The organism is Amycolatopsis sp. NPDC098790 (genome assembly GCF_044759945.1).
Lineage (GTDB): Bacteria > Actinomycetota > Actinomycetes > Mycobacteriales > Pseudonocardiaceae > Amycolatopsis.
The window spans coordinates 26,353-47,313 of the sequence record NZ_JBIWAI010000003.1 but is presented as its reverse complement, the minus strand read 5'-3'; the positions used below and the strand labels follow the sequence as shown (position 1 = coordinate 47,313).

Genomic DNA, 20,961 nt, shown 5'->3' with positions numbered 1-20,961 from the left:
TGCACCTTGCCAGCGTAGGTGCACTGCACGGTCGCGCGGTCACGACAGATGTTGCGGATTTCCGGTGCTCTCCGCAACGCGAGCACCGCAGCTCTTCACCGGCAGCTGTGGGATTCTGGCCGGAATCCAGAACGCGACCGACGACTACGGAACGTGGTGGGTGATGGCGAACGAATCGGCACCGAGCACGCTGCTGCGACAGCACATCAAGGCGCAGCTCGGTATTCCGCGAGATCATTATGTATCCCCTGAGTTGTTCGACCGGGAACTCGAGACGATCTTCAACCGGAGCTGGCTTTACGCCGGTCACGAGTCACAGCTTCGGCAGGCGGGCGACTACCTCACCGTTGAGAGTGGAGCCGAGAGCGTCATCGTGGCCAGGAAAACGGACGGGGGCCTGGCCGCCTACCACAACGTCTGCCGGCACCGAGGCGCTCGTCTCGTCACGCCCGGCTGCGGCACCGCGAAGCGTCTCGTTTGCCCTTATCACCAGTGGGCGTACCGCATGGACGGCACACTGCAGGGAGCACCGAAGATGCCGCCCGGCTTCGACCCGGCGGGCCACCGGCTGGCCGCCGTCCACGTGGAGTCGTGGCACGGCCTGGTCTTCGTCAACCTGGCGGACCAGCTGCGTCGGTCGCTGGCCGACCAGCTCGATCTCGGCCTGGCCAACATCGCGCCTTTCGACCTCGCCTCGGCGCGGATCGCGCACACCGTCGTCTACGACGTTGCGGCGAACTGGAAATTGGTCTGGGAGAACGCGCAGGAGTGCTACCACTGCTCGGCGAACCATCCCGAGCTCCTCAAGACGGCCGACGTCTCCGGACTCGGTTCGTCGACCGAAAACGAGGACTACGTCTTCGAGAGCGACGACAACATCGTGCGAAGTTCGCGTCTGCCGCTCAAAGCCGGCGCCACCTCTCTCACGATCGACGGGCTCCCCGCCTCGGCCAAGTTGCTGGGAGACTTCGCCCGCGGTCGTCAGCCCTACACCGCGCTGATCCACCTCAAGCCGACGTTCGCCATGGCGTGCTGCCCGGACTACGCAGTGATCCTGGAAGACCGTCCACAAGCAACCGATCGGACCGAGGTCAGGATGACCTGGCTGGTGCGCGAAGACGCGGTGGAAGGCGTGGATTACGACCTCGACAATCTGGCGACCGTGTGGGATCGGACGAACCGGCAGGATTGGGCGCTCTGCGAGCGCACGCAGCAGGGTGTGCGCTCGCAGAGCTTCGTTCCAGGGCCACTCTCATCGAACGAGACCTCCGTCGCAGGCTTCCACCGCGCCTACGCGAACCTGCTGGCGGAAGCCGGTCTGTGATCCGTCCTATCCGGAAAGCTCCCAGCGGAACGAACGCACCGGCGTGCCGGCGGCCGGGTAGGCGACGTCGATGGTGTGCTCACCGCGGTCCAGCGTCAGGGTGATCTCCTTGACGCGGCCACGGGCCAGATCGCCTTCCGCCGGTGCTTGCGCCAGACGGTCGCCCTCGCGCACGCCGGCGCGCGCGGCGGCCGACTCCGGCACAAGACCGTTGACGACGCGAGTCTCGAGGCTCTTGAGGTCGAAGCCCAGTTCCGTCGTGTGCGCCGTAACTTCGCGGCGGGTGAACCGGGGACCGAACGCCTCCGCTCCCGGCACCATCCACTCACCCGCCTGGAGCGCCGCGAAGTCCGTTTGACCCTGATCGCCCAGCTCGTCGGTCACCAACCGGACCCAGTCGGCCACACCGACCTTGTCACCGGCTCGCCTCCGTTCCACGACAGCGAGCACGAGGTCGTCCACGGAACGCGCGCCACCGCTCGCGGCCAGGATTTTGGCGTTGAGGTCCACGAGGTAGAAGAAGCCGCGGCCGTAGGGCACGCGCTGGGCCCGGGCGTCCTGCCAGAACACTTCGGCGGCCTGCTGGTTCGACAGCGTCTGCAGCGGGTTGGTGTAGTAGGCGCGCGCTCGCTCGTTGACCCGTTCGAGGAACTCGGCATCGTCGATCAGCCCGGCGCGGTGCGACAGCACGATCGAGTAGTACTCCGCGCACCCTTCTGAGTACCAGGCCGTTTCACCGTGCTCACCATCGAGCGAAGGCCAGTTGTGCGCGATCTCGTGGGCGAGCAGATCCGACAGGTCGTCGACCTCGGGGACGTCGGCGGCATTCCAGCCGAACGTGAACGACCGGAGGAGCGCCGTACCGCCGTTGCCCCGGTACGGGTGCTTCCGGACGAACACCCGGTGACCGGGCGACGGTTCGCGGAAGAAGTCGCACATAACCTCGTAGATGTGCAGACTGCGGGCCGCCACTTCGTGGATGTCGAAGGCCGGCTCGTCGAGCCAATAGGTCTTCAGGGAGCTGGTCTCGTCCTCGGGGTACCTCTTCAGCGGACCGGCGAGGTAGAAGCCGTACGCGAGCCGGTCGACCGGGCCGGTGAGCTCTACGGTGCCCTCCCCCAAGCTCGACACACCGTCCCAGCGCAGTGTGATGGCGTAGTCCCGATCGGACTCCGGCAACGCCAGGAAGGTCACCCCGGCCCCGCTGACCCCGCCCGCCTCCGAACGCAGGTCGAACAGCGGGCCGTTCTTGGTCGTGGTATCCACCTGGCGGACCGGGGCGAAGTAGCCGACGGTGACGTCGCCGGCGGTGTCGCGTGTGGGATACCAGCGCCGGTAGCGGATCGACGGGCTCGGCGGCTCGTCCTCCTCCCGAAGCGGCACGGCGCCGTCGGCATCGGTGACGGTCAGTTCCGCCGCGCCGATCGGTGCTCCCGGTACCCCCGCGATGAGGATCGGCAAGCGGCAGAGCACCTGGTCCGGGATGAGTGCCGGCTCCTGCACGGTGTACTCGACGTCGATGCCGGCAGGTCGCGGGGTGAGGCTGAGAGTGAGCGCGGGGGGTGTCATCCAGTGACTCCTTCGAGTTCCATCGGTGGGTCCGCCAGATCCCGGATCACGCCGATACCTGCCGTGATGTCGACGCTCGTGCCGTAGCGTTCCGAGCTTCGCCGGATTCCGGTGAGGATGCGGTCCGCGGTCTCCTCGTCGGCCGGCTCCGGAATGCCTTGCCGGGACTGGGGTCGCCGCTCGTCCGGGTGGCCGAGGCTGATCGGGTGCAACCGGATCTCGGCGAGCGTCCCGCCGTCGAACCGGATGACCGGCACGACGCTGTCGTACCACGACGGCGGCCATCCGATGCCGAGTTCGAAGAACAGGCTGCCGAGCCCGTAGAAGACCGGACGGTCTCGGTGGATCTCGATGCCGCGGACGACGTGCGGACCGTGGACGAGGACAGCGTCGGCGCCCGCGTCGATCGCGTCGCGAGCGAGGTCGACGACGAAGTCCGGGGGTTCCAGGGTTTCCGGCGGGACCAGGAACTCCTGGCCGCCCGACGAGGTCTCTTGGGCGTGGATCGCGAAGACCACAAAGTCCGCCCGGGTCCGGCCCACCCGGACCGCGTCGAGAATGCCGTCCCGGTCCTCGGGGAACGGTTCATAGGTGACGCCCGTCCGGTCGGCGAGCCGGAAGTTCTGCGGGGCGAAGGTCTCGTAGTTGGGATTGATGACCACGTCGATCGCGTCGTCGGCGACACCAGTCCCCTGCCGGTCCGCGATCGACCGCAGCACCGCGAACTCTTCTTCGGTCACCAGGGTGACAGTGCGTTTCCGCAGCGCGCTGATGCCCGGACGAGGCGCCCGATACGGGTAGCGCGCATCCCCGCCTCCGGCCCCCGCCGGCGCCATCGGGAGGAAAGTCGAGGCCGCGGAGACCAGCGCGACCCGGCCACGTGCCGTCTCGGAAAACGCGGGCGCCCGGGCGGCCGCGAGGGTCCGGCCGCCGCCCGCGTGGACGATCCCCGCGGCATCGAGGGTCCTCCCGGTCTCGAGCAGGCCTTCGGCGCCCCAGTCCAGGGCGTGGTTGTTGGCCACCGACACCATGGTGATGCCCAGCTCTCGGAGGTCGTCGGCGACCGAACACGGGTAGAGCGGCCCGCTTCCGATGCCGCCCTGCTCGAAACCGCCGTTTTCGGCCGCGGGGGATCCGCGGAAGTCCACCAGGTCGAAGATGTTCCCCTCGAGGTTCGCGAAGCCGGCGTCCGCCGACGTGAAGAGGGCCGCCACGGCGCCGAGACCGGCGTTGCCCTGGCCCATCCTCGGCGCCCACGGACCGAGCAGATCACCGGCCACCGCAAGGGTGAAACCGTCGGCGACGGTCAACGCCCGTCCCCCTCGCCGGCGATGAACGCCCGGAGATCCGCAGCAAGCCGCCGCAGACTTGCTTCGAGCGCATACATCATGTGACCGCCTTCGTACCGTTCGGAGCGCACCCGGTCCCGGGGCCACCCCGAGTGCCGGACCGCGTGCTCGGCGGACCCGATGGTCGTCGATGGGTCGAAGACGCCGGTCGCGACGAACACCCGCAGGTCCGGGCGGGCTCGCATGGCCTCGGCTAGTGATCCGGCGTAGGGCCAGTTGCCGAAGGGCGACGTGCTCGGTCCCCAGCGCCACTCCTCACCGTCGGCCCGGGCTCCCTCGGCGCGCGGCTGCATCGGCCGGTACTCCTCCGGCCAGTCGACCTTCAGGAAGTCCCGCAGGTGCGACCGGATGGAAGCACTCGTTGCCACCGGGATCGCGTCGTCGCCCGCCGGATTGCGTGTCCCCAGCACGGAGGCCCTGAAGTTCGCCATCGCGGCGTCGGGATCGTCGTCGGGTTGCACGGGAGGCCCGGCGAACCTCCCGTCGTAGAACGACAGGACCAGGCCCTCCTCGGCGAGCAGTTCGGCCCGGAACGCGTTCTTCCCGATCCGCAGGTTGCCGTCGATCCAGCGTTCCGCCGGGATACCGGTGAACGACGCGAGCCGGGCCGCGACGTGCGCCCGCCGGTCACCGGGCAGGTCGGGCCCTGCGAACAGGGCGGGCAGGTAGTCCTGCCCGGCGAACTCGGACGCCGAGCCGATGACCTCGTCGAGAGAGCCGGCCGTGTAGTCGCCTTTGCCGTGGTACCAGGCGATCGCGGCGAAGGTGGGCAGCGTGACCGCGGGGCTGATGACGTTCGAGGGCCGCCCGGCGGAGATTTCGATCGTGTTCGTCGCCTGGCTGATCAGCACCACTCCGGCGAGGTCGATCGACTCCGTGCTCTGCACCAGCTTCTTGGCGGCCTCAGCCGCGCGGATCGTGCCGTAGCTTTCCCCGACCATGTAGACCGGCGACGTCAGCCGGCCGTGGTCGCGAAGCCATTGCTCGATGAACGCCGCCGCCTGCTGCGCGTCGGCGTCGACGCTGTAGTACTCGGCCGGGTCGACGTCGTCGAGGACGCGGCTGTAGCCGGTGCCCGCCGGATCGAAGAACACGAGATCCGCCACGTCGAGCAGCGAGTGCTCGTTGTCCACGACGGTGACGTCGTGCGGATCGAAGTGGACGTCGTCCGGGAACGCGACGCGCCGAGGTCCGAAGGCCGCCATGTGCAACGGCACCGAGGGCACGATCGGACCGCCGTTGTACAGGAAGATCACCGGCCGGGTCGCCGGATCCGGCACCCCGTCGGCCACGTACGCGAAGGTCACGATCCGCGCGGCCGCGCGGCCGGCCGCGTCGGCGACCACCGTCTCGGCCACAGTCGCCGTGTAGTGGGTGGGTGTCCCGCCGATCACCAGCTCGTGCCGGGTGATCACCGGCTCGTGTCGATTGTGGACCATCAGAACGCGTCGTCCCGCCACGCGACGCAGGTGATCTCGATGTTGAGGCCGGCGGGCATGTCCGCGACCGCGACGGCGGCCCGGGCGGGCGGTTCTACCTCGAAGTACGGCGCGTAGATCTCGTTCAGCAACGGCCAATCCGCCATGTCCCGCAAGTAGCACGTGACGGACACGACGTCGGCCATCCGGAAGCCCGCCGTGGTGATCGTGGTCTCCAGGTTTTCCATCGTCTGCTTGAACTCCGCCTCGACGCCTCCTTCGACCACCTGCGTCGTCCCGGGCAGGAATCCACCGGTGCCCGCGACGTAACAAGTGTTGCCCGCCACGACAGCCGACGAGTAAGGCCCGAGAGCCGTGCCCGTGTTGACGACCTTCTTCGGCACGCTGCACATCCTTTCGCGCCGCCGGGCCGACAGACGGGCCACGCCGCGGGCGCTGGAGAAGAATCTTGAAGACTGACTTCTACAGATCGTATGCCTCCTATACTGTTTGTTCAACCGTCGTTCAGGAGGTCTCCGTGGCACCGCGCACCCCCGTCACCGGCTCACCGCTGTCGGTCACGATCGCCGGAACACCGGTCGAGTACACCGTCGCCTGGACGGAGCTGCCCTTGATCGGTGACGACGGCGCAGCCGACGCGACGATCTCGGCCACCACCTACCTGGCTCACGACAGCAGCCCGGACCGGCCGGTCACCTTCTTGTTCAACGGCGGCCCGGGAGCATCGTCTTCTCCGTTGCACATGAACGCTTTCGGCCCACGGATCCTCGCCACCGAGGCGAGCGGCGAACGGGCGCCGGTTCCGAACCCGGAATCGTTGCTCGACCGCACCGACCTCGTGTTCATCGACCCGGTCGGGACCGGGTTCAGCCGAACACTCAGGGACGGCGGCGAGCAGCCTTATCTCTCGGTGCACGGCGACGCCAAAGCCGTCGAACGCTTCATCCGCCACTGGCTGGCCGAGAACGACCGCGGCGATTCGCCGGTGTACCTGGTCGGTGAAAGCTTCGGCGGGTTCCGGCTGGCCACGTTGTGCGCGACCATCGCCGATCTTCCGGTGCACGGCCTGGTGTTCCTGTCGACGATGCTGGACGCGTCCGCGATGTCGTCAACGCCGGGGAACGACCTGCCCCACGTGTTCGAGCTGCCGGCCATGGCCGTGGCGGCCTGGGCGCACGGGCGGGCGTCCCTCGGCGCCACAACCGCACAGGCGGTCTTCGACGAGGCTGACGAGTTCGCACGGGACGACTACCTCCGAGCCTTGTACCGGGGATCCGCCCTGCCGGACGCCGACCGCGACCGGGTGGCCGCCCGGGTCGCCGAGCTGATCGGCCTCCCGGTCGAGCAGGTCCTCGCCGCGGACTTGCGAGTGGACAGTGAGGACTTTCTCCGGACACTTCTGGCAGACCGCGCTCTCGTGACGGGAAGACTCGACACGAGGATCAGCGGCCCCGTGCCGACGCCCCCGCCCGGCGACCGTCCGGCCGCGGCAGACGACCCTGCCCTCGGCATCGGCCGTGCCAACGTCCGGCATTCCGCGGAGCTGGCCGCCTACCTCCGTGACGTCGCCGGCGTCACCACGGAAGCGCCGTACGTCTCTCTTTCGCTCGAGCTCAACTTCCGCTTCGACTGGCGTCCCGAGCATCCGCGTCCGGCTTTCTACACCAACGCCACCGTGCACGTCGGTCAGCTCCTGCGTCAGCGGCCCGAGGCTCGCGTGCTCGTGCTCGGCGGCTACTTCGACCTCGCGACGCCGATCGCGGGCGCCCGGCACGCGATCACGCACGCCGGTGTTCCGCCGGAGCGCGTGGACGTCGTGCGGCTGGCCTGCGGGCATTCGCTCACCGGCCCGGCACTCCACACAGCCGCCACCGCGGTGCGCGCATTCCTTTCACCGCGGAAGGCGTAGTTCCCCACCCTCACCATCCGCACACCGAACGAGGATCCCAGATGAGAGCACCACGTCCAGCACCGCGCCGGCGACCGCTGGCCACCTCACTCGTCGTCGCCGCGCTCACCGCGAGTGCGTGCAGCAGCGGTGGCGGCGGTTCGCCCGCACAGCCCAAGGCCGCCACGGAAACCACCATCCCGTCGTTCACCTACGCCATCACCCAGCTGCCGACGTCGCTCAACGGGATGACCACCAAGACCGACACGGCGCAGATCAGCTCGCTGGTCACCGAGACCCTCGAGCACGCGACGGCTCGCGACGGAGTGCCCCAGCTCTCGCCCAACCTCGCCGAAAGCGTCACCCAGCCGGACAACAAGACCATCGTCTACCGCCTCCGCGATGCGAAGTTCTCCGACGGCACTGCGCTCACCCCCGAGGACGTAATCTGGAGCATCGAGGCGACAGCCGCGCCCACTGCCGAGACGGCGGGCAACATGGCCGGGTTCGCGAGCGCATCGGCGACTGGTCCGCACGAGGTGACGGTGAAGTGGAAGTACGGCGATCCCAACATGCGTTTGGGAGTCAGCGGCGCCGTCCAGGTGCAGAAGGCGGCGTTCGCCAAGCAGCACTCCAGCGACCTCGGCACACCCAGCGCTCTGCCGATCGGCACCGGGCCGTACAAGTACCAGGCGCAAACCTCTCAAGCGATCGACTTGGTGGCGAATCCCCAGTATTGGGGAGCCCGGCCGAAAGCCGGTTCCCTCAAGTTCACCGTGATCGCCGACGACTCCAGCGCCCGGTTGGCACTCCAATCGGGCTCGATCCAGGGAGCGGAGGTCAAGGACGTCAAGACGTCGAACCAGTGGCAGGCGATCAGCGGGACGTCGCTGCACACCTCCCCCGGGCTCAGCTCGAACGTCCTGTCCCTGGACACCAGCAAGGCGCCGTTCGACGACATCCACGTCCGCAACGCGGTGGCCTACTCCGTTGACACCGGGAATCTCGGCAAGGCCGCCTACGGCGACTACGCGGATACCCTCACGACGGTCGTCCCGGTCGAGTCCATCGCCTCCGTCGCGCCCTCGCTGGACGAGGCCAAGAAGTTCCTCGACCAGCTGCCCAAGCGCACGTTCGACCTGGGCAAGGCCAAACAAGAGCTGGCAGCCTCGGCCCACGCGGGCGGGTTCACCGCCGAAGTCCCCTACCGGACGACCGACCCGGCGGACAAGCTGCTCGTGCTGAGCCTGCAGGAGAACATGAAGTCCCTCGGAGTCACGATCGTGCCGAAGCCGGTGCAGCCCGCCGAATGGGCCCAAGAGGTCTTCTCCCACACCGCCACCGGAATCCAGGTGCTCACCGGCCTGACCATCATCATCCCCGACCCGTCCGGGATGCTCTACTACTTCGTCGGGAAGGAGAACATGGTCCCCAACTCCCTCAACCTGGCGAACTTCACCACGCCGGCCATCGAGCAGGCACTGCCGATGATCTCCCCGGCCGGCTCCGGCGGCTACACGAAGGACCAACGCTGGAACGCGACCAAGACGATCATCACCGAGCTCGCCCAGCAAGCTCCGTACGTCCCCCTTTACAGCTCCAAGAACGTCTACGCGCTGAAGGACGGCTACACGTTCACCGAGCCGCCCGGCACTCTCGACCTGCTGACCGGTGCGTGGATCGACTACCTCCGGTCGACCAAATAGGCCGGACACATAATTTCAATCCCAGCATTTCCTGAAGTCCGGCAACGTGATCGCCGGGGCGACACACCGCCCCGGCGATCACGTATTCGCACGCCCGGATGGCAGACGCCAACGTGCCGGGTACGATTTCGTACCCGGCACGTTGGCGTCTGAATGTTTTGGATCAGCGGGTGAGCTGGTACACCCAGCCGCCGTTGAGCATGTCCTGCACGGTGATGGCCTTGGTCGTCCGGATTCCGGACGCGAGCGCGTAGGTGGACTGCGGCTCGAAGAGCGGGAGGTAAGGCACGTCCTCCGCGATCTTGCCGAGGATCGTCCGCGTGGCGTCCCAGCGCGCTGGCTTCTCCGTCGAGTTCGTCATCGGCTGGATGGCTTGTTCGACCTTCTCGTCGACGTAGTTCGCGGTGTTGGTGGCGCCCGCGGCGGCGTTGGCCTTGCCCACGAGGTAGGCCAGACCGCCGGAGGGGTCCGCCGGGACCGAGCTGATGGTCATGACCTGCGCGCCGAGGTCCTTGTGCGCGTAGATGCCGTTCGCCCATTCGCTCGCCGTCACGGACTTCAGGTCCAGGGTGATCCCGAGTTTCGACAGGTTCTCCTGCAGGTTGAGCAGCGTCAGCTTGGCCCAGGCGAAGGTCGAGGGGTAGGACATGCTGAACCTGAACCCGTTCGGCACCGCGGACTGCGCGAGTTCGGCCCGCGCCCGGGAGAGGTCGAGGTCGTACTGCGGCAGCTTCTGGAGGAACTGCTCGGCTTCCGTTCCCGATGGCGCGACTCCGGAGATCGCGCTCAGGGGCATCAGGCTGCTCAGCACCTGCCCGTATTCACCGAACGCCGACTTGAGGAGTCCTTGGCGGTCGATCGAGTAGGCGATGGCTTTGCGCACGTGGATGTCGTCGAACGGCTTGGTCGCGAGATCGAGGGAAAGGAAGAAGGAGCGCACGGACGGTACGCCGTCGACGGTGGTGCCGGAGATGGCCTTCCACTGCGCCGCCGTCGCCGGGTTGCTGAGCGCGGCGCCTTGGACGGTACTCGAACGCATCGCCAGCTGAGCGGCGTTGTCGTCCGGGATCACCACGAAGTCGATCTTGTCCATGAGCGGTTTTTGGCCCCAATAAGCGGGGTTGCGGCTCACGCTGATGCGGTCGGCGGTGAAGCTGTCCACTTTGTAGGGTCCGGTTCCGATCGGTACTGCTCCCGACGAACCCAGCTTGTCCCCCTGTGCGCGGGCGAACTTGGCTTCTTGGATGTAGGCGAACAGGCTGATGTTCATCCGCGCCGTCGGATCCGGGCGAGTCAAGCTCACCGTCACGGTGTCGGCGCCGGTCGCCGCCACGTTTTTGATCGTGGTGACCGTGGAGGCCGATTGCGCCCCGCTTTTCGCATCGAAAGCGTGCTGAATGCTCCACACGACGTCTTCCGAGGTCAGCGGAGTTCCATCAGAGAACGTCACCGATTTCCGGATGCGGTAGACGATGGTGGTCGGGTTCGGTGTTTCGACCGACTCGGCCAGCAACGGTGACGACGAGCCGTCGCTTTGCACGCGCTCGAGGCTTTCCATGAAGGTGGAGTCGATCTGCGCCGACGTACCGTTGAAGTCGACGGAGAAGTCGAGGGATTTCGGGGCCGAACTGACTGCGTAGGCGAACGTTCCGCTCGACGCCGACGTAGTTGTTCCCGCACAGGCGGAAACAACTACCGACGCGAGGGACAGTGCTGTCAGAGCGGCAGCGGATTTTCGGACTCGAGACATCGAACCCACCTTTCATGGGGTCAACTGAGCACTCTCCCCCGGTACGGCCTCGACCAGCCCGACGGTGTAGGGATGTTGCGGCGAGTCGAGCAGTGACGCGGTGATTCCACTTTCGACGACCTCGCCCCGGCGCAGGACGATCGCTCGATCGGTCATCTGCCGGACGACGGAAAGGTCGTGGGTGATGAAGAGCATGCTGGTGCCGTAGCTGCGGCGGACGTCCCGCAGCAGTTCGAGGATTTGCGCCTGGACGGAGACGTCCAACGCAGCAACGGGTTCGTCGCAGATCAGCAGACGCGGCCGGACCGCGATCGCGCGGGCGATGGCGACTCGTTGCCGTTCTCCGCCGGACAGCGCGCCGGGCCGGCGCGCCGCGTAAGAAGCGGGCAATCCGACACGGTCCAGGAGTTCGTCGACACCCTCGGCGCGGCCGTCTCCGGAGCCGACGGCAGCGATCGCTTCCCGCAGCGTGGCGCCGATCGTGAGCGACGGGTTCAGGGACGAGTACGGATCCTGGAAGACGACCTGGACGAGCTTGCGCACCTGCCGGTGCTGGGCTTTCGAGAGCTTGCGGTAGTCGCTGATGTCGATGCCGTCCAGGACCAGGCCGCTGCCCGGGTCGGGCCGGGTCAGCCCGAGCACGCACCGGGCGATCGTCGTCTTCCCGGATCCGGTCTCCCCGACCAGGCCGAGCGATTCACCGGCGCCGATGTGGAACGACGCGTCCGACACGGCGGTCATCTGCCGGGACCGGCCGACCATCGCGGTCGTCCGGTAGGTCTTGTGCAGGTTCGACACCGACAGCAGCGGTTTGCTCTCCGGTGCGTCCGGCGGTGAGCCCGCGACGGCGAGTTCCAGCTGACGCTGCCGAAGCTCGTCCCGGATGGTGTCGACCCGCAGGCAGGCCGACGACCGCCCGACCGCCACCTGCACGAGCTCCGGACGCTTCTCCACGCAGTCGTCGACCTTCCACGAACATCGGTCTGCGAAGGCGCACTGCGAGGCGACGTGGTCGGCCGACGGCACGCTGCCGGGAATGGCGACCAGCTCCTCGACGTAGTGGCCGGTGGGCGGCTCCGCGAGGAGCAGCCCCAGCGTGTACGGGTGCTCGGGTGCCATGGCCAGTTCCGCACCCGGGGCGTCTTCGATCACCGACCCGGCGTACATGACCATCACCCGGTCGCACACCGAGAACGCGACGCGCAGGTCGTGGGTGATGAGGATCAGCGCCATGCCGCGCTCGCGCTGCAGCTTCCGCAGCAGCGCGAGCACCTCGGCTTGGGTGGTGACGTCGAGTGCGGTCGTCGGCTCGTCGGCGATGAGCAGGTCCGGATCGCTGGCGAGGGCCGCGGCGATCGCGACCCGCTGCCGCATGCCACCGGAGAGCTGGAACGGGTACCGGTCGGCCACGTGACCGGGATCGAGACCGACCTCGGTCAGCCTGCGGTCGATCTCCTGGCGGGTGCGCGCCCGGTCGCGGCGAACCGCTTTGGGCAGCGATTCACGCAGGTGCTCCCGGATCGTCTGCAACGGGTTCAGCGCGGTGAACGGATCCTGCAGCACCATGCTGATCCGGGTCGCCCGAAGCGGGCGGAGCTCGCGTTCCTTCTTCCCCCGCAACGAAATGCCGTCGAAGACGATGTCGCCTTCGGCTCGAACGCCGTGCGGCAGGACGGTCATGATGGCGCGCGCGGTGAGGGTCTTGCCACTGCCCGATTCGCCGACGATGCCCAGCGTCTGGCCGGGATCGAGGTCGAGGCTGACGTCCCGGACCAGCGTTGTCGCGGCTCCTCGGCCGGCAGTGTGCACGGACAGGCCGCGCACCGACAGCAGCGGACCTTCGCTCGGCGTCATCGTTGCTCACTCCGCTCGGTGAACCGGTCGTACATCCAGTCGCCGATGATCGTCACGCTGGTCGCGGTCAGGATGATCATGATCGCGGGCGCGAGCGACAACCACGGGTTCACGGCCAGCAGGCTCTGCCCGTCCTGGAGCAGCGCGCCCCAGTCCGGCGTGCCGGGCGGGACACCCAATCCCAGGTAGGACAGCCCGGACAGGGCGATCAGCGCCGAGACGAAGTCCAGCAGCAGCGTCGCGATGATCGTCGGCATGATGTTCAGGACGATGTGGCGGAACATGATCCGCGATCCGGACAGCCCGAGCGTCCGCGCCGCCTCGACGTACGGCAGCCGCGCCTGCACCAGGGTCGCGCTGCGGCAGAGCCGGATCTCGCCGGGCACCATCAGCACGGTCAGGACGATCGCCGCGAACCAGTACCCGCCGCCGACCACGCCGACCAGGACGATGATGACGACGAGGCCGGGCAGGGCGTACATCAGGTCGGCGAACCGGCTGATCACCGCGTCGACGGCGCCGCCCCGGTAGCCGGCGAGGATGCCCAGCATCGCTCCGATGATGACCGTGCCGAGGGCGATGATGGCGGGTCCGGCGACCGCTGTCCCCGCACCGGCCATCACCTGCGAGAGGACGTCACGGCCCAGCGAGTCGGTGCCGAAGAGGTGGCCGTCTCCCGGCGGGGCGCCGCTGGCGAGCAGGTTCTGCTTCCCGGGGTCGTGCGGTGCCAGCCAGCTCCCGGCCAGCACCAGCACGGCGACGAACGCGGCGACGACGATCGCCACGATCACCAGAGGAGACGGACGCCCGAGCCGCGCCCATACGCCGGCGCGGACCTCGCCGGGAACAGCGACCGTGGCCATCAGCCACCTTCCTTCACGCCGACACGGGTGCGCGGATCCAGGGCCAGGCCGAGGAGATCCACGATCAGGTTGACCACCACGACGAACGCGCCCAGCACCATGGCCATGCCCTGCACCAGCGGGATGTCCTTGTTGAGCACGGCGGTGTACAGCAGCGAGCCGATACCGGGCAGCGAGAACACCTGCTCGACGAACACCGCGGCGGTCAAGGCGGAGATCAGCAACAGGCCGGCACTGGTCACGACGGGCAGCGCCGAGTTCCGCAGCGCGTACCGGCCGAGCACGCGGGCGGGGCTGAGCCCGCGGATGCGGGCGAACGTGATGTAGTCCTGGCGCATGACGGTCAGCGTCGCCGCCCGCGTCTGCCGGATGATGATCGCGGAGAGGAACACGGCCATCGCGATCGCCGGCAACGTCAAGTGCGCCAGCCGGTCTCCGAAGCCCTCTCCGATGCCGAACACCGGGAACCAGCCGAGGGCGACACCGAACACGTACAGCAAGACGATCGAGACCACGAAGGCCGGCCCGCTGATGCCGACGGTGGCGAACAACGAGATGACGCGGTCGAGGAACGTTCCCCGGCGGATGCCCGCCGCCATGCCGAGCGGCAGGCCGACGAGCAGCACCAGGACGAACGCGTAACCCGAGAGCTGGATCGACAGTCCCATCCGGTCGACGATGATGCCGCTCACCGGTGAGTCGGTCTGGATGGCGATCGACCGCCCGAAGTCGAACCGGACGACGCCGCTCAGCCAGTGCCAGTACTGGGCCAGGAACGGCTGGTCCAGGTGGTACTTGGCGTTCAGCGCGGCGACCAGGTCCGGCGTGGCGGGCCGGCTCCCGAGCAACGTCTGCACGGGTGATCCCGGGCTCAGCGAGAGCAGGCTGAAGATCAGGAGGCTCAGCACCAGCAGCAGCAGGACACCGGCGGCGAGCCGCTTGAGCACGAGGAGGGCGATCGTCATGAGTGCGCCCACGGCTTCCTGGCGGTGCCGGCCGCTACGGGAGCACTGTCGAACCGGTCCGGCCGGAACCGGTTGATGTCGGTGAAGGTGTCCGTTCCCTGGACCAGCTCGGCGGCAACCCGGCCCATCGAGGGGCCGTGGGACACGCCCGTCTCGTTGTCGCCGCCGAGGACGACCACGTCGGGGTGGTCGGCGAGCCGGCCGATGACGAGCTGGCCGTCGGCGGTGTAGACCGGCAGTCCCTGCAGCCAGGACTTCACCGCGGCGTCCGCGAGGGCGGGGAACACGGTTGCGATGCGCTTGGCGTCGTCGAGTAGGGCTTCGAACAGCGCGGAATCCCGTGGCCGCCCTGGAAGCAGTGGGTTCGCGGGATCCTCCCACTTCGACAGCGGCACGTAGCCGGCCGTGGTTCCCCAGGTGAATCCGCCGCCGCTCTCCCGGATCCACAGGGGAAACTCGCGGCACTGGATCGTGGGCATCGAGCCGGGCACGCCGCACGGCTCGGTGACAATCCTGGTCGCGACGACGGGGACCAAGGGCAGCTGCGCCCCGAGCCCGGCGAGGACGGAGTTCGTCCAGGCGCCGGCGGCGACGACCACGGCCGCGCAGGGGAAGTCGCCCGCCGACGTCCGCACGGCAGTCGTCCGGCCGCCGGTGGAGGTAAAGCCCTCGACCGTCACCCCGGTCTCGATCCGGCCACCCATCGAGGTGATGAGCTGCGTCAGGGCGCCGACTGCCTTGCCGGTGTCGAGCTGGATGCCGCTGGGCATGAGGACACCGCCCGCGACCGCGCCGGGGTCGACCACGCCCGTCAGCTCGGCCACTTCGGTCGGGCTCAGCGCCTTGGTCCCCGGCGAGGCGTACTCGTGCTCGGCGATCGGCCGCACGACGTTCTCCCACTTGTCCTGCGTCAGGGCGAGGACCAGGTTGCCGTCGTTGCGGTAGTCGATCGCGTGCCCCTCCTGGTGCAGCCGGCGGTAGAACTCGAGGGAGTAGCGCTCGAGGTCGATGCCGGGAGCGCCCAGCTCCGCCATGCCGGCCGCCCACAGGGCGACGAACCCGGCTCCGGCCGCGGTGGTGCCGCCCCCGGGTTCGTTGCGGTCCAGGACCGTCACATCCCGCGCGCCCGCCTTGAGCAAGTGGTAGGCGGCCGAGCACCCGACGATGCCCGCGCCGATCACCACGATCGGGTTCGACGGGGTGGTTCGACGCCACGCATCGGGCGTGCTTTCAACGCTGGTCAGATCTTGCTGCGTCGCCACGCATCGCTCCTTCGCGCAAGGGGGAGCTGGAAGTTGGATCGATCGTAGGTGCGCGCGCGAAGGGTCGTCTATCTACATCCGTTGCGCCGGATGACCAATCCGCACCACCTGTGTAGCGGCCCGCTAGGCGTCGCCGCCGGGCTTGCCCTGCACCTCGTTCAGGTAGTTGTAGACGGTGATCCGGCTGACCTTGAGCCGCTGGGCGATGAGGTCGGCGGCTTCCCGCATCGTGAAGAAGCCACGCTTGTCCAGCTCGCGCACGACTTCGACCTTCTGGGCCTTCTTCATCAGGTGAACCGGCACGCCGATCGCGGAGATCGTGTCGCGCAGGATCCCCTCGGCGAGTTCGTCGATGGACAGCGCGAAGGTTTCGCCGCTCGCGTCGAGGGGCGGGTCGGCGGTGGGGTCCATGGGGACGGCCGCGGTGAGCGCGCTCAGCACTTCCTGCGCCCCCACCAGGAGATCGATGTCGGTGTTGAGGCAGAGGCAGGCGACCGGGCGTCCCGAGGCGGCGCGGAAGAAGATGCTCGACGAGCGCATCACGAGGCCGTCCTCGGTCTCGGTGCGGTAGCCGATGAGGTCCTCGCTCCAGCCGGACCGGAACACCCGCAGCCCGAGATCGGTCGCTGGTCCCCCGACACCTCGGCCCGTGATCGGGTTGCCGATGGCGGCGATGGAGCCCGGCAGCTTCGTGAGGTCGTGCAGGACGACCTCGGTCCGCGGCCCCAGAGCCTTGGCCAGCGCACCGGCCACCGGCCCCACGATGGCGACGACGCGCTCCGCGTGTGCCCGCTCGGCGGCCGTGAACTCCACGGAACGCTGATCGTCGGCGGTCCCATCAGCCCGGTTGCCGGCCCTCTTCGCCTTCCCCGCCATCGACCCCATCCCGCTAGCACCGCGTCAACAAAGTGTTGGACGTATCCGCTGGATGTTAGCCGGTTTGTCAGACCAGCCCGGCCAGGGCGGCGAGCAGCGCGTCGATCTCGCTGTCGGTGGTGTAGAAGTTCGGCGACACCCGGACGTTCCCGCCGCGGAGGGCGACGACGATGCCGGCCCGGCCCAGCCGTTCGACCACGCCGGCAGCGTCCGGCAGGCCGGGAAGGCTGATGATGGCGCCGGGCGCTTCCGCGTCGGTCACGGGCTTCACCCCCAGGGCCGTCACTCCCTCGTGGACCCGACGCACGGCTCGCCGCACCGGGCCGGCGAGGGTTTCCAGGCCGATCCCGGCCCGGACTTCGGCGGCCGCACCCAGCGCGTGGATGCCGGCGAGGTTCGAGGTGCCGTAGGACAGGTCGGTCGACGGCGGCTCGTTGCCGTGCCCGAGCAACGTCGGTCGCAGCGCGGCCCGGGCGGCCGGCTTGCTGACCAGGGTCGCGATCCCGAAACCGGCCAGCATCCACTTGTAGCCCGTGGCGACGTAGAAGTCGGCCGCCGTGGTGTCCACGGGGAACACACCGGCCGCCTGCGCGCCGTCACAAACCAGCATCGCGCCCACCTGCTGGCAGGCGTCCCCCAGGACACCGAGGTCGACCGGGACCCCGGTGAACGAGCACACGTGGGACACGGCGACGACCCTCGTCCGCGTGCCGATGGCGTCGAGCAGCGCACCGAGGCGGTCGGCGCGGTCGCGTGCGGAGGCCGCGACGACGCGTACTCCGGGGAGCCTGGTCCACGGCAGCAGCGTGGTCGGGAACTCGTTGTCGAGGACCACGACCTCGTCACCGTCGTGCCAGTCGATGGCCCGGGCCACAGCGTTGAACGCCTCCCCGGTACTGCTGAGGAACGTGAGGTCCTCGGGGGCGCACCCGAACTCCGCACCTAGCAGAATTCGCGTCCGCGCCACCACCTCCCGGATGCGAGCCATCCCCCGGGTGCCCGCGCCGAGGGCGCGATAGCAGTCCGCGACCGACTCCCTGACGGCGTCGGGAACCAAGCCGATCGATGCGGTGTCGAGATAGGCCACCGCCGGCTTCTCCGGGAAATGGCGGGCAACAGCTGTCGCGACTCCATCCGGCATGCGCCGACCCTAGGCGGCCGCGGGTGTCCGCATCCAGGGTCAGCGGTTGCCGCGCGACGCGTACCTCCGCAACGCATGTTGCGACCGGCTGGGCTCATGCTTCCGGTATGACCAGCGCTCCGAACCCCGCTTCCGGTGAGCCGGCGCTCGACCGCGCACCAGGTGACGTCCGGACCGTCACGGCAGCCCACGGAGGAACCGGCACGACGAGGCTGCGCCGGGTCGAGGGCCTCGACGGGGCACCGTGGTTCATGTTGGACTGGGAGTTCCCGCCCGGCACCGGCGAAGGACCGCACCACCACGGCGACGAACCGATCGGTTGCGAGCAGTACTACGTCACGCAGGGACAGGTAACCGTCATCGTCGGCGGCGTGCGATACGACCTGGCCGAGGGTGACGCGATCGCGGTCCCGAGGACCATGGTGCGCGAGCTGACCAACGACTCGGACCGGACAGCCCGCATCCTGCTCCTCGTCGAACGGCTCGTTCCCCACCGCTGACACCGCGTCAGCTCTGGTGGGTGTAGTCCTGCTGGAACTGCTCCTCCAGGGCCTCGAGCGTCCGGCCGCGGGTCTCGGGCAGGCACTTGACCAGGAAGACGAGGGTGCCGATGTTGATCGCGGCGAAGATGAAGAAGGTGTTGCCGCCGAGGGCGTCGATCAGGATCGGGAAGGTGAACGCCACGACGGAGTTGCTGACCCACTGGGCGAAGATGGCCAGGCCCATCGCGAAGCCGCGCAGCCGGATGGGGAACAGCTCGGCGGTCACCAGCCAGTAGACGGTGGCGATCATGCTCTGCATGAAGAACAGGAACAGCAGCATGAACGCCAGCACGATGTAGCTGCGCGCGGTCGATTCGGGGAGCAGGAAGCAGGCGCCGAGCAGGGCCAGTGCGGTGGTGATGCCGGCTTGGCCGGTGATGACCAGGGGGCGGCGACCGAACCGGCCGAGCAGGAAGATGCCGATGAGGACGGACCCGACGGACACGACGCCGTTGGCGATGGTCGCGGTGATCGCGGCTTGGGTGCCCAGGCCGGTAGCCTGCAGGATCGTCGGCGCGAAGTACATGATCGAGTTGACGCCGGTCAGCTGGACGAGGATGCCGAAGGCCACGCCGATGACGACCAGCTTGCGGATCCACAGGGTGCGCAGGTCGCTCCAGCCGCCCTTTTCTTCCTTGGCGGCTTGTTCGGCACGACGGCGGATCTCCTGGAACTCTTGCTGCGCTTCGGCTTCGTGGCGGATCCGGCGCAGCACGGCCAGCGCGTCTCCGAACCGCTCCCGGGAGGCGAACCAGCGCGGGCTTTCGGGGACGAACAGCATGCCGAGGAACAGCAGCACGGCGGGGATGGTGGCGAGTCCGATCATGTAACGCCAGGCGTGCTCGCCGGGCCAGACGTTCGCGATGACGGCGTTGGAGGTGTAGGCGAGCAACTGCCCGGTGACGATCATCAGCTCGTTGTGTGAGACCAGCTGGCCGCGGCGGTCCGCCGGGGCCAGCTCGGCGATGAACATGGGCACCGTCGCCGACGCGCCACCGACTGCCAAGCCGAGCACCACCCGGAACACCACCAGCACGGCGGTGGTGGGCGCGAGGGCGGTGCCGAGGGCGCCGATGAAGAACACCACCGCCAGCACCATGATCGTGCGGCGGCGGCCGCGGCGGTCCGACAGCCGGCCGCCCAGCAGCGCGCCGAACGCTGCACCGAAGACGAGCGAGGAGGTCACCACGCCTTCGGTGACCGGGGTGAGCCCGAGCCCACCCTGGGCGGCGCCGAGCTTCATGAACGGCAAGGCGCCGGAAATGACGCCGGTGTCGTAGCCGAACAGCAGCGCGCCCAAGGTGGCGATCGCCGCGATCACCCGGACGAAGCGGGCGGGTTTGGCCGGTGCGCGCAGAACGGGGGTTTCGGTGTGCGTCATTGCGACACTTCCCTGGTCATGGAGGGGGACGAGCGGGAGAAGGGACCGGTCCGCCCCGCTGCGGCGGACCGGCCGGAGCGGATCAGACGTGGATCGGTGCGACGCGGCGCAGGAAGTCGACGGTGTTGCTCACGCCGTCCTCCGGGGTCAGCGCGGTGTCCTCGTGCTCGATGCTGAGCACGTCCCGGTATCCGACCTCGTCGAGCGTGGCGCAGAACCGGCGCCAGAAGTCCTCGCCGTTGCCGTCGCCGAGGGTGACGTAGTTCCAGGCCCGTTCGGCTCGGTCGCCCCCGAACAGCGGCAGGTTCTCCAGCCGGGTCCGCAGCGCGACGCCGGGTTCGAGCCGGGTGTCCTTGGCGTGCACGTGGTAGATCGCCTCGCCGAGCGCGCGGATCGCCTCGATCGCGTCGCCGCCCATCCACATCAGGTGGCTCGGGTCGAGGTTGGCGCCGACGATCGGGCCGATCTCCTCGCGCAGCCGCAGCAGGCTGGGCACGTTGTAGACGACCTGGTGGGCGTGCAGTTCCAGGCACAGCTTCTCGACACCGTGGCCGCGGGAATAGGAGGAAAGTTCCCGCCAGTACGGGAGCACGGCTTCCCGCCACTGCCACTCCAGCAGCTGGGTCGCCTCGGGCGGCCACGACACGACGACCCAGTTCGGGTGGGTGTCACCGGGGCCTGCGGGCAGGCCCGACATCATGACCACGCGCTCGATCCCGAGCAGGGCGGCCAGTTTGATGGTCTTGCGGGTGGTCGCGTCGTGCGCCCGGCCGGCCGGTCCGGGGTCCAGCGGGTTGCCCGAGCAGGTCAGCGCGCTGATCCGGAGCCCACGTTCGGACAGCTGCGCCTGCAGGTCGCGGCGAGTGCCCTCCTCATCGAGCAGGCGGTCGACGTTGACGTGCGGGGCGCTCGACCAGCCGCCGGTGGCGAATTCGACGTGGTCCAAGCCCAGTTCGGCGGCGAAGTCGAGGGTTTCGGTGAGGCTCAGGTGGGCGAGGCTGTCGGTGTTGAGGCCGATCTTCACGGCGGGTTCTCCTTCGGAGGCGGGTGGT

General features: G+C 68.6%; 17 protein-coding genes. 4 read left to right on the top strand and 13 right to left on the bottom strand.

Going from position 1 to position 20,961, the window contains the following annotated elements:
* The first annotated feature begins 64 nt into the window (after nucleotides 1-64).
* Nucleotides 65-1,324, top strand: a complete 1,260-nt coding sequence (locus tag ACIQWX_RS25695; protein WP_400876039.1) for an aromatic ring-hydroxylating dioxygenase subunit alpha — start codon at nucleotides 65-67, stop codon at nucleotides 1,322-1,324.
* A gap of 6 nt (nucleotides 1,325-1,330) precedes the next feature.
* On the opposite strand, the gene ACIQWX_RS25690 is transcribed toward ACIQWX_RS25695, so the two are convergent.
* From ACIQWX_RS25690 to ACIQWX_RS25675, 4 genes are read right to left on the bottom strand one after another with little or no spacing between them, the layout of a single operon-like run.
* Nucleotides 1,331-2,893: a hypothetical protein gene (locus tag ACIQWX_RS25690; protein ID WP_400876036.1), complete on the bottom strand. Its 1,563-nt coding sequence runs from the start codon at nucleotides 2,891-2,893 to the stop codon at nucleotides 1,331-1,333.
* A complete protein-coding gene (locus ACIQWX_RS25685) occupies nucleotides 2,890-4,203 on the bottom strand; it encodes a CapA family protein (RefSeq protein WP_400876033.1) in 1,314 nt (437 codons plus the stop codon). Before ACIQWX_RS25685 ends, ACIQWX_RS25690 begins: the two co-directional genes overlap by 4 nt.
* The gene (locus ACIQWX_RS25680; protein ID WP_400876030.1) at nucleotides 4,200-5,681 is read right to left on the bottom strand and encodes a S10 family peptidase; all 1,482 of its coding nucleotides are present in this window, start codon (nucleotides 5,679-5,681) and stop codon (nucleotides 4,200-4,202) included. Before ACIQWX_RS25680 ends, ACIQWX_RS25685 begins: the two co-directional genes overlap by 4 nt.
* Nucleotides 5,681-6,064: a RidA family protein gene (locus ACIQWX_RS25675; RefSeq protein ID WP_400876027.1), complete on the bottom strand. Its 384-nt coding sequence runs from the start codon at nucleotides 6,062-6,064 to the stop codon at nucleotides 5,681-5,683. Before ACIQWX_RS25675 ends, ACIQWX_RS25680 begins: the two co-directional genes overlap by 1 nt.
* A gap of 65 nt (nucleotides 6,065-6,129) precedes the next feature.
* On the opposite strand from ACIQWX_RS25675, the gene ACIQWX_RS25670 reads away from it, so the two are divergent.
* Together ACIQWX_RS25670 and ACIQWX_RS25665 are read left to right on the top strand one after the other, a co-directional pair.
* On the top strand, nucleotides 6,130-7,590 hold the full coding sequence (locus tag ACIQWX_RS25670; protein WP_400876025.1) for an alpha/beta fold hydrolase: 1,461 nt from the start codon (nucleotides 6,130-6,132) through the stop codon (nucleotides 7,588-7,590).
* Between the two features lie 41 nt (nucleotides 7,591-7,631).
* Nucleotides 7,632-9,275, top strand: a complete 1,644-nt coding sequence (locus ACIQWX_RS25665; RefSeq protein ID WP_400876023.1) for an ABC transporter substrate-binding protein — start codon at nucleotides 7,632-7,634, stop codon at nucleotides 9,273-9,275.
* 163 nt (nucleotides 9,276-9,438) lie between these two features.
* Here the strand turns inward: ACIQWX_RS25665 and ACIQWX_RS25660 are convergent, their stop codons facing one another.
* From ACIQWX_RS25660 to ACIQWX_RS25630, 7 genes are all read right to left on the bottom strand, one after another.
* On the bottom strand, nucleotides 9,439-10,833 hold the full coding sequence (locus ACIQWX_RS25660) for an ABC transporter substrate-binding protein (RefSeq protein ID WP_400876020.1): 1,395 nt from the start codon (nucleotides 10,831-10,833) through the stop codon (nucleotides 9,439-9,441).
* Between the two features lie 204 nt (nucleotides 10,834-11,037).
* A complete protein-coding gene (locus ACIQWX_RS25655) occupies nucleotides 11,038-12,879 on the bottom strand; it encodes a dipeptide ABC transporter ATP-binding protein (protein ID WP_400876018.1) in 1,842 nt (613 codons plus the stop codon).
* The gene (locus ACIQWX_RS25650) at nucleotides 12,876-13,742 is read right to left on the bottom strand and encodes an ABC transporter permease (RefSeq protein ID WP_400876015.1); all 867 of its coding nucleotides are present in this window, start codon (nucleotides 13,740-13,742) and stop codon (nucleotides 12,876-12,878) included. Before ACIQWX_RS25650 ends, ACIQWX_RS25655 begins: the two co-directional genes overlap by 4 nt.
* Nucleotides 13,742-14,707, bottom strand: coding sequence for an ABC transporter permease (locus tag ACIQWX_RS25645; RefSeq protein ID WP_400876012.1), 966 nt, complete (start codon nucleotides 14,705-14,707; stop codon nucleotides 13,742-13,744). Before ACIQWX_RS25645 ends, ACIQWX_RS25650 begins: the two co-directional genes overlap by 1 nt.
* Nucleotides 14,704-15,969 (bottom strand): NAD(P)/FAD-dependent oxidoreductase, encoded by a 1,266-nt coding sequence (locus ACIQWX_RS25640; RefSeq protein WP_400876010.1) that lies wholly within the window; start codon nucleotides 15,967-15,969, stop codon nucleotides 14,704-14,706. Before ACIQWX_RS25640 ends, ACIQWX_RS25645 begins: the two co-directional genes overlap by 4 nt.
* Nucleotides 15,970-16,092: 123 nt before the next feature.
* Nucleotides 16,093-16,782 (bottom strand): transcriptional regulator, encoded by a 690-nt coding sequence (locus ACIQWX_RS25635; protein WP_400876008.1) that lies wholly within the window; start codon nucleotides 16,780-16,782, stop codon nucleotides 16,093-16,095.
* A 130-nt stretch (nucleotides 16,783-16,912) separates the two neighbouring features.
* Entirely contained in the window at nucleotides 16,913-17,986 is a 1,074-nt protein-coding gene (locus ACIQWX_RS25630) for an aminotransferase class V-fold PLP-dependent enzyme (protein WP_400876005.1), read from the bottom strand.
* Between the two features lie 107 nt (nucleotides 17,987-18,093).
* Here ACIQWX_RS25630 and ACIQWX_RS25625 point away from each other — a divergent pair, with 107 nt between their 5' ends.
* Nucleotides 18,094-18,486: a cupin domain-containing protein gene (locus ACIQWX_RS25625; protein WP_400876002.1), complete on the top strand. Its 393-nt coding sequence runs from the start codon at nucleotides 18,094-18,096 to the stop codon at nucleotides 18,484-18,486.
* A gap of 7 nt (nucleotides 18,487-18,493) precedes the next feature.
* On the opposite strand, the gene ACIQWX_RS25620 is transcribed toward ACIQWX_RS25625, so the two are convergent.
* Complete coding sequence (locus ACIQWX_RS25620) at nucleotides 18,494-19,909, bottom strand: sugar porter family MFS transporter (RefSeq protein WP_400876000.1); 1,416 nt, start codon at nucleotides 19,907-19,909, stop codon at nucleotides 18,494-18,496.
* A gap of 82 nt (nucleotides 19,910-19,991) precedes the next feature.
* Entirely contained in the window at nucleotides 19,992-20,933 is a 942-nt protein-coding gene (locus tag ACIQWX_RS25615) for a sugar phosphate isomerase/epimerase family protein (protein ID WP_400875997.1), read from the bottom strand.
* Nucleotides 20,934-20,961 lie beyond the last annotated feature (28 nt).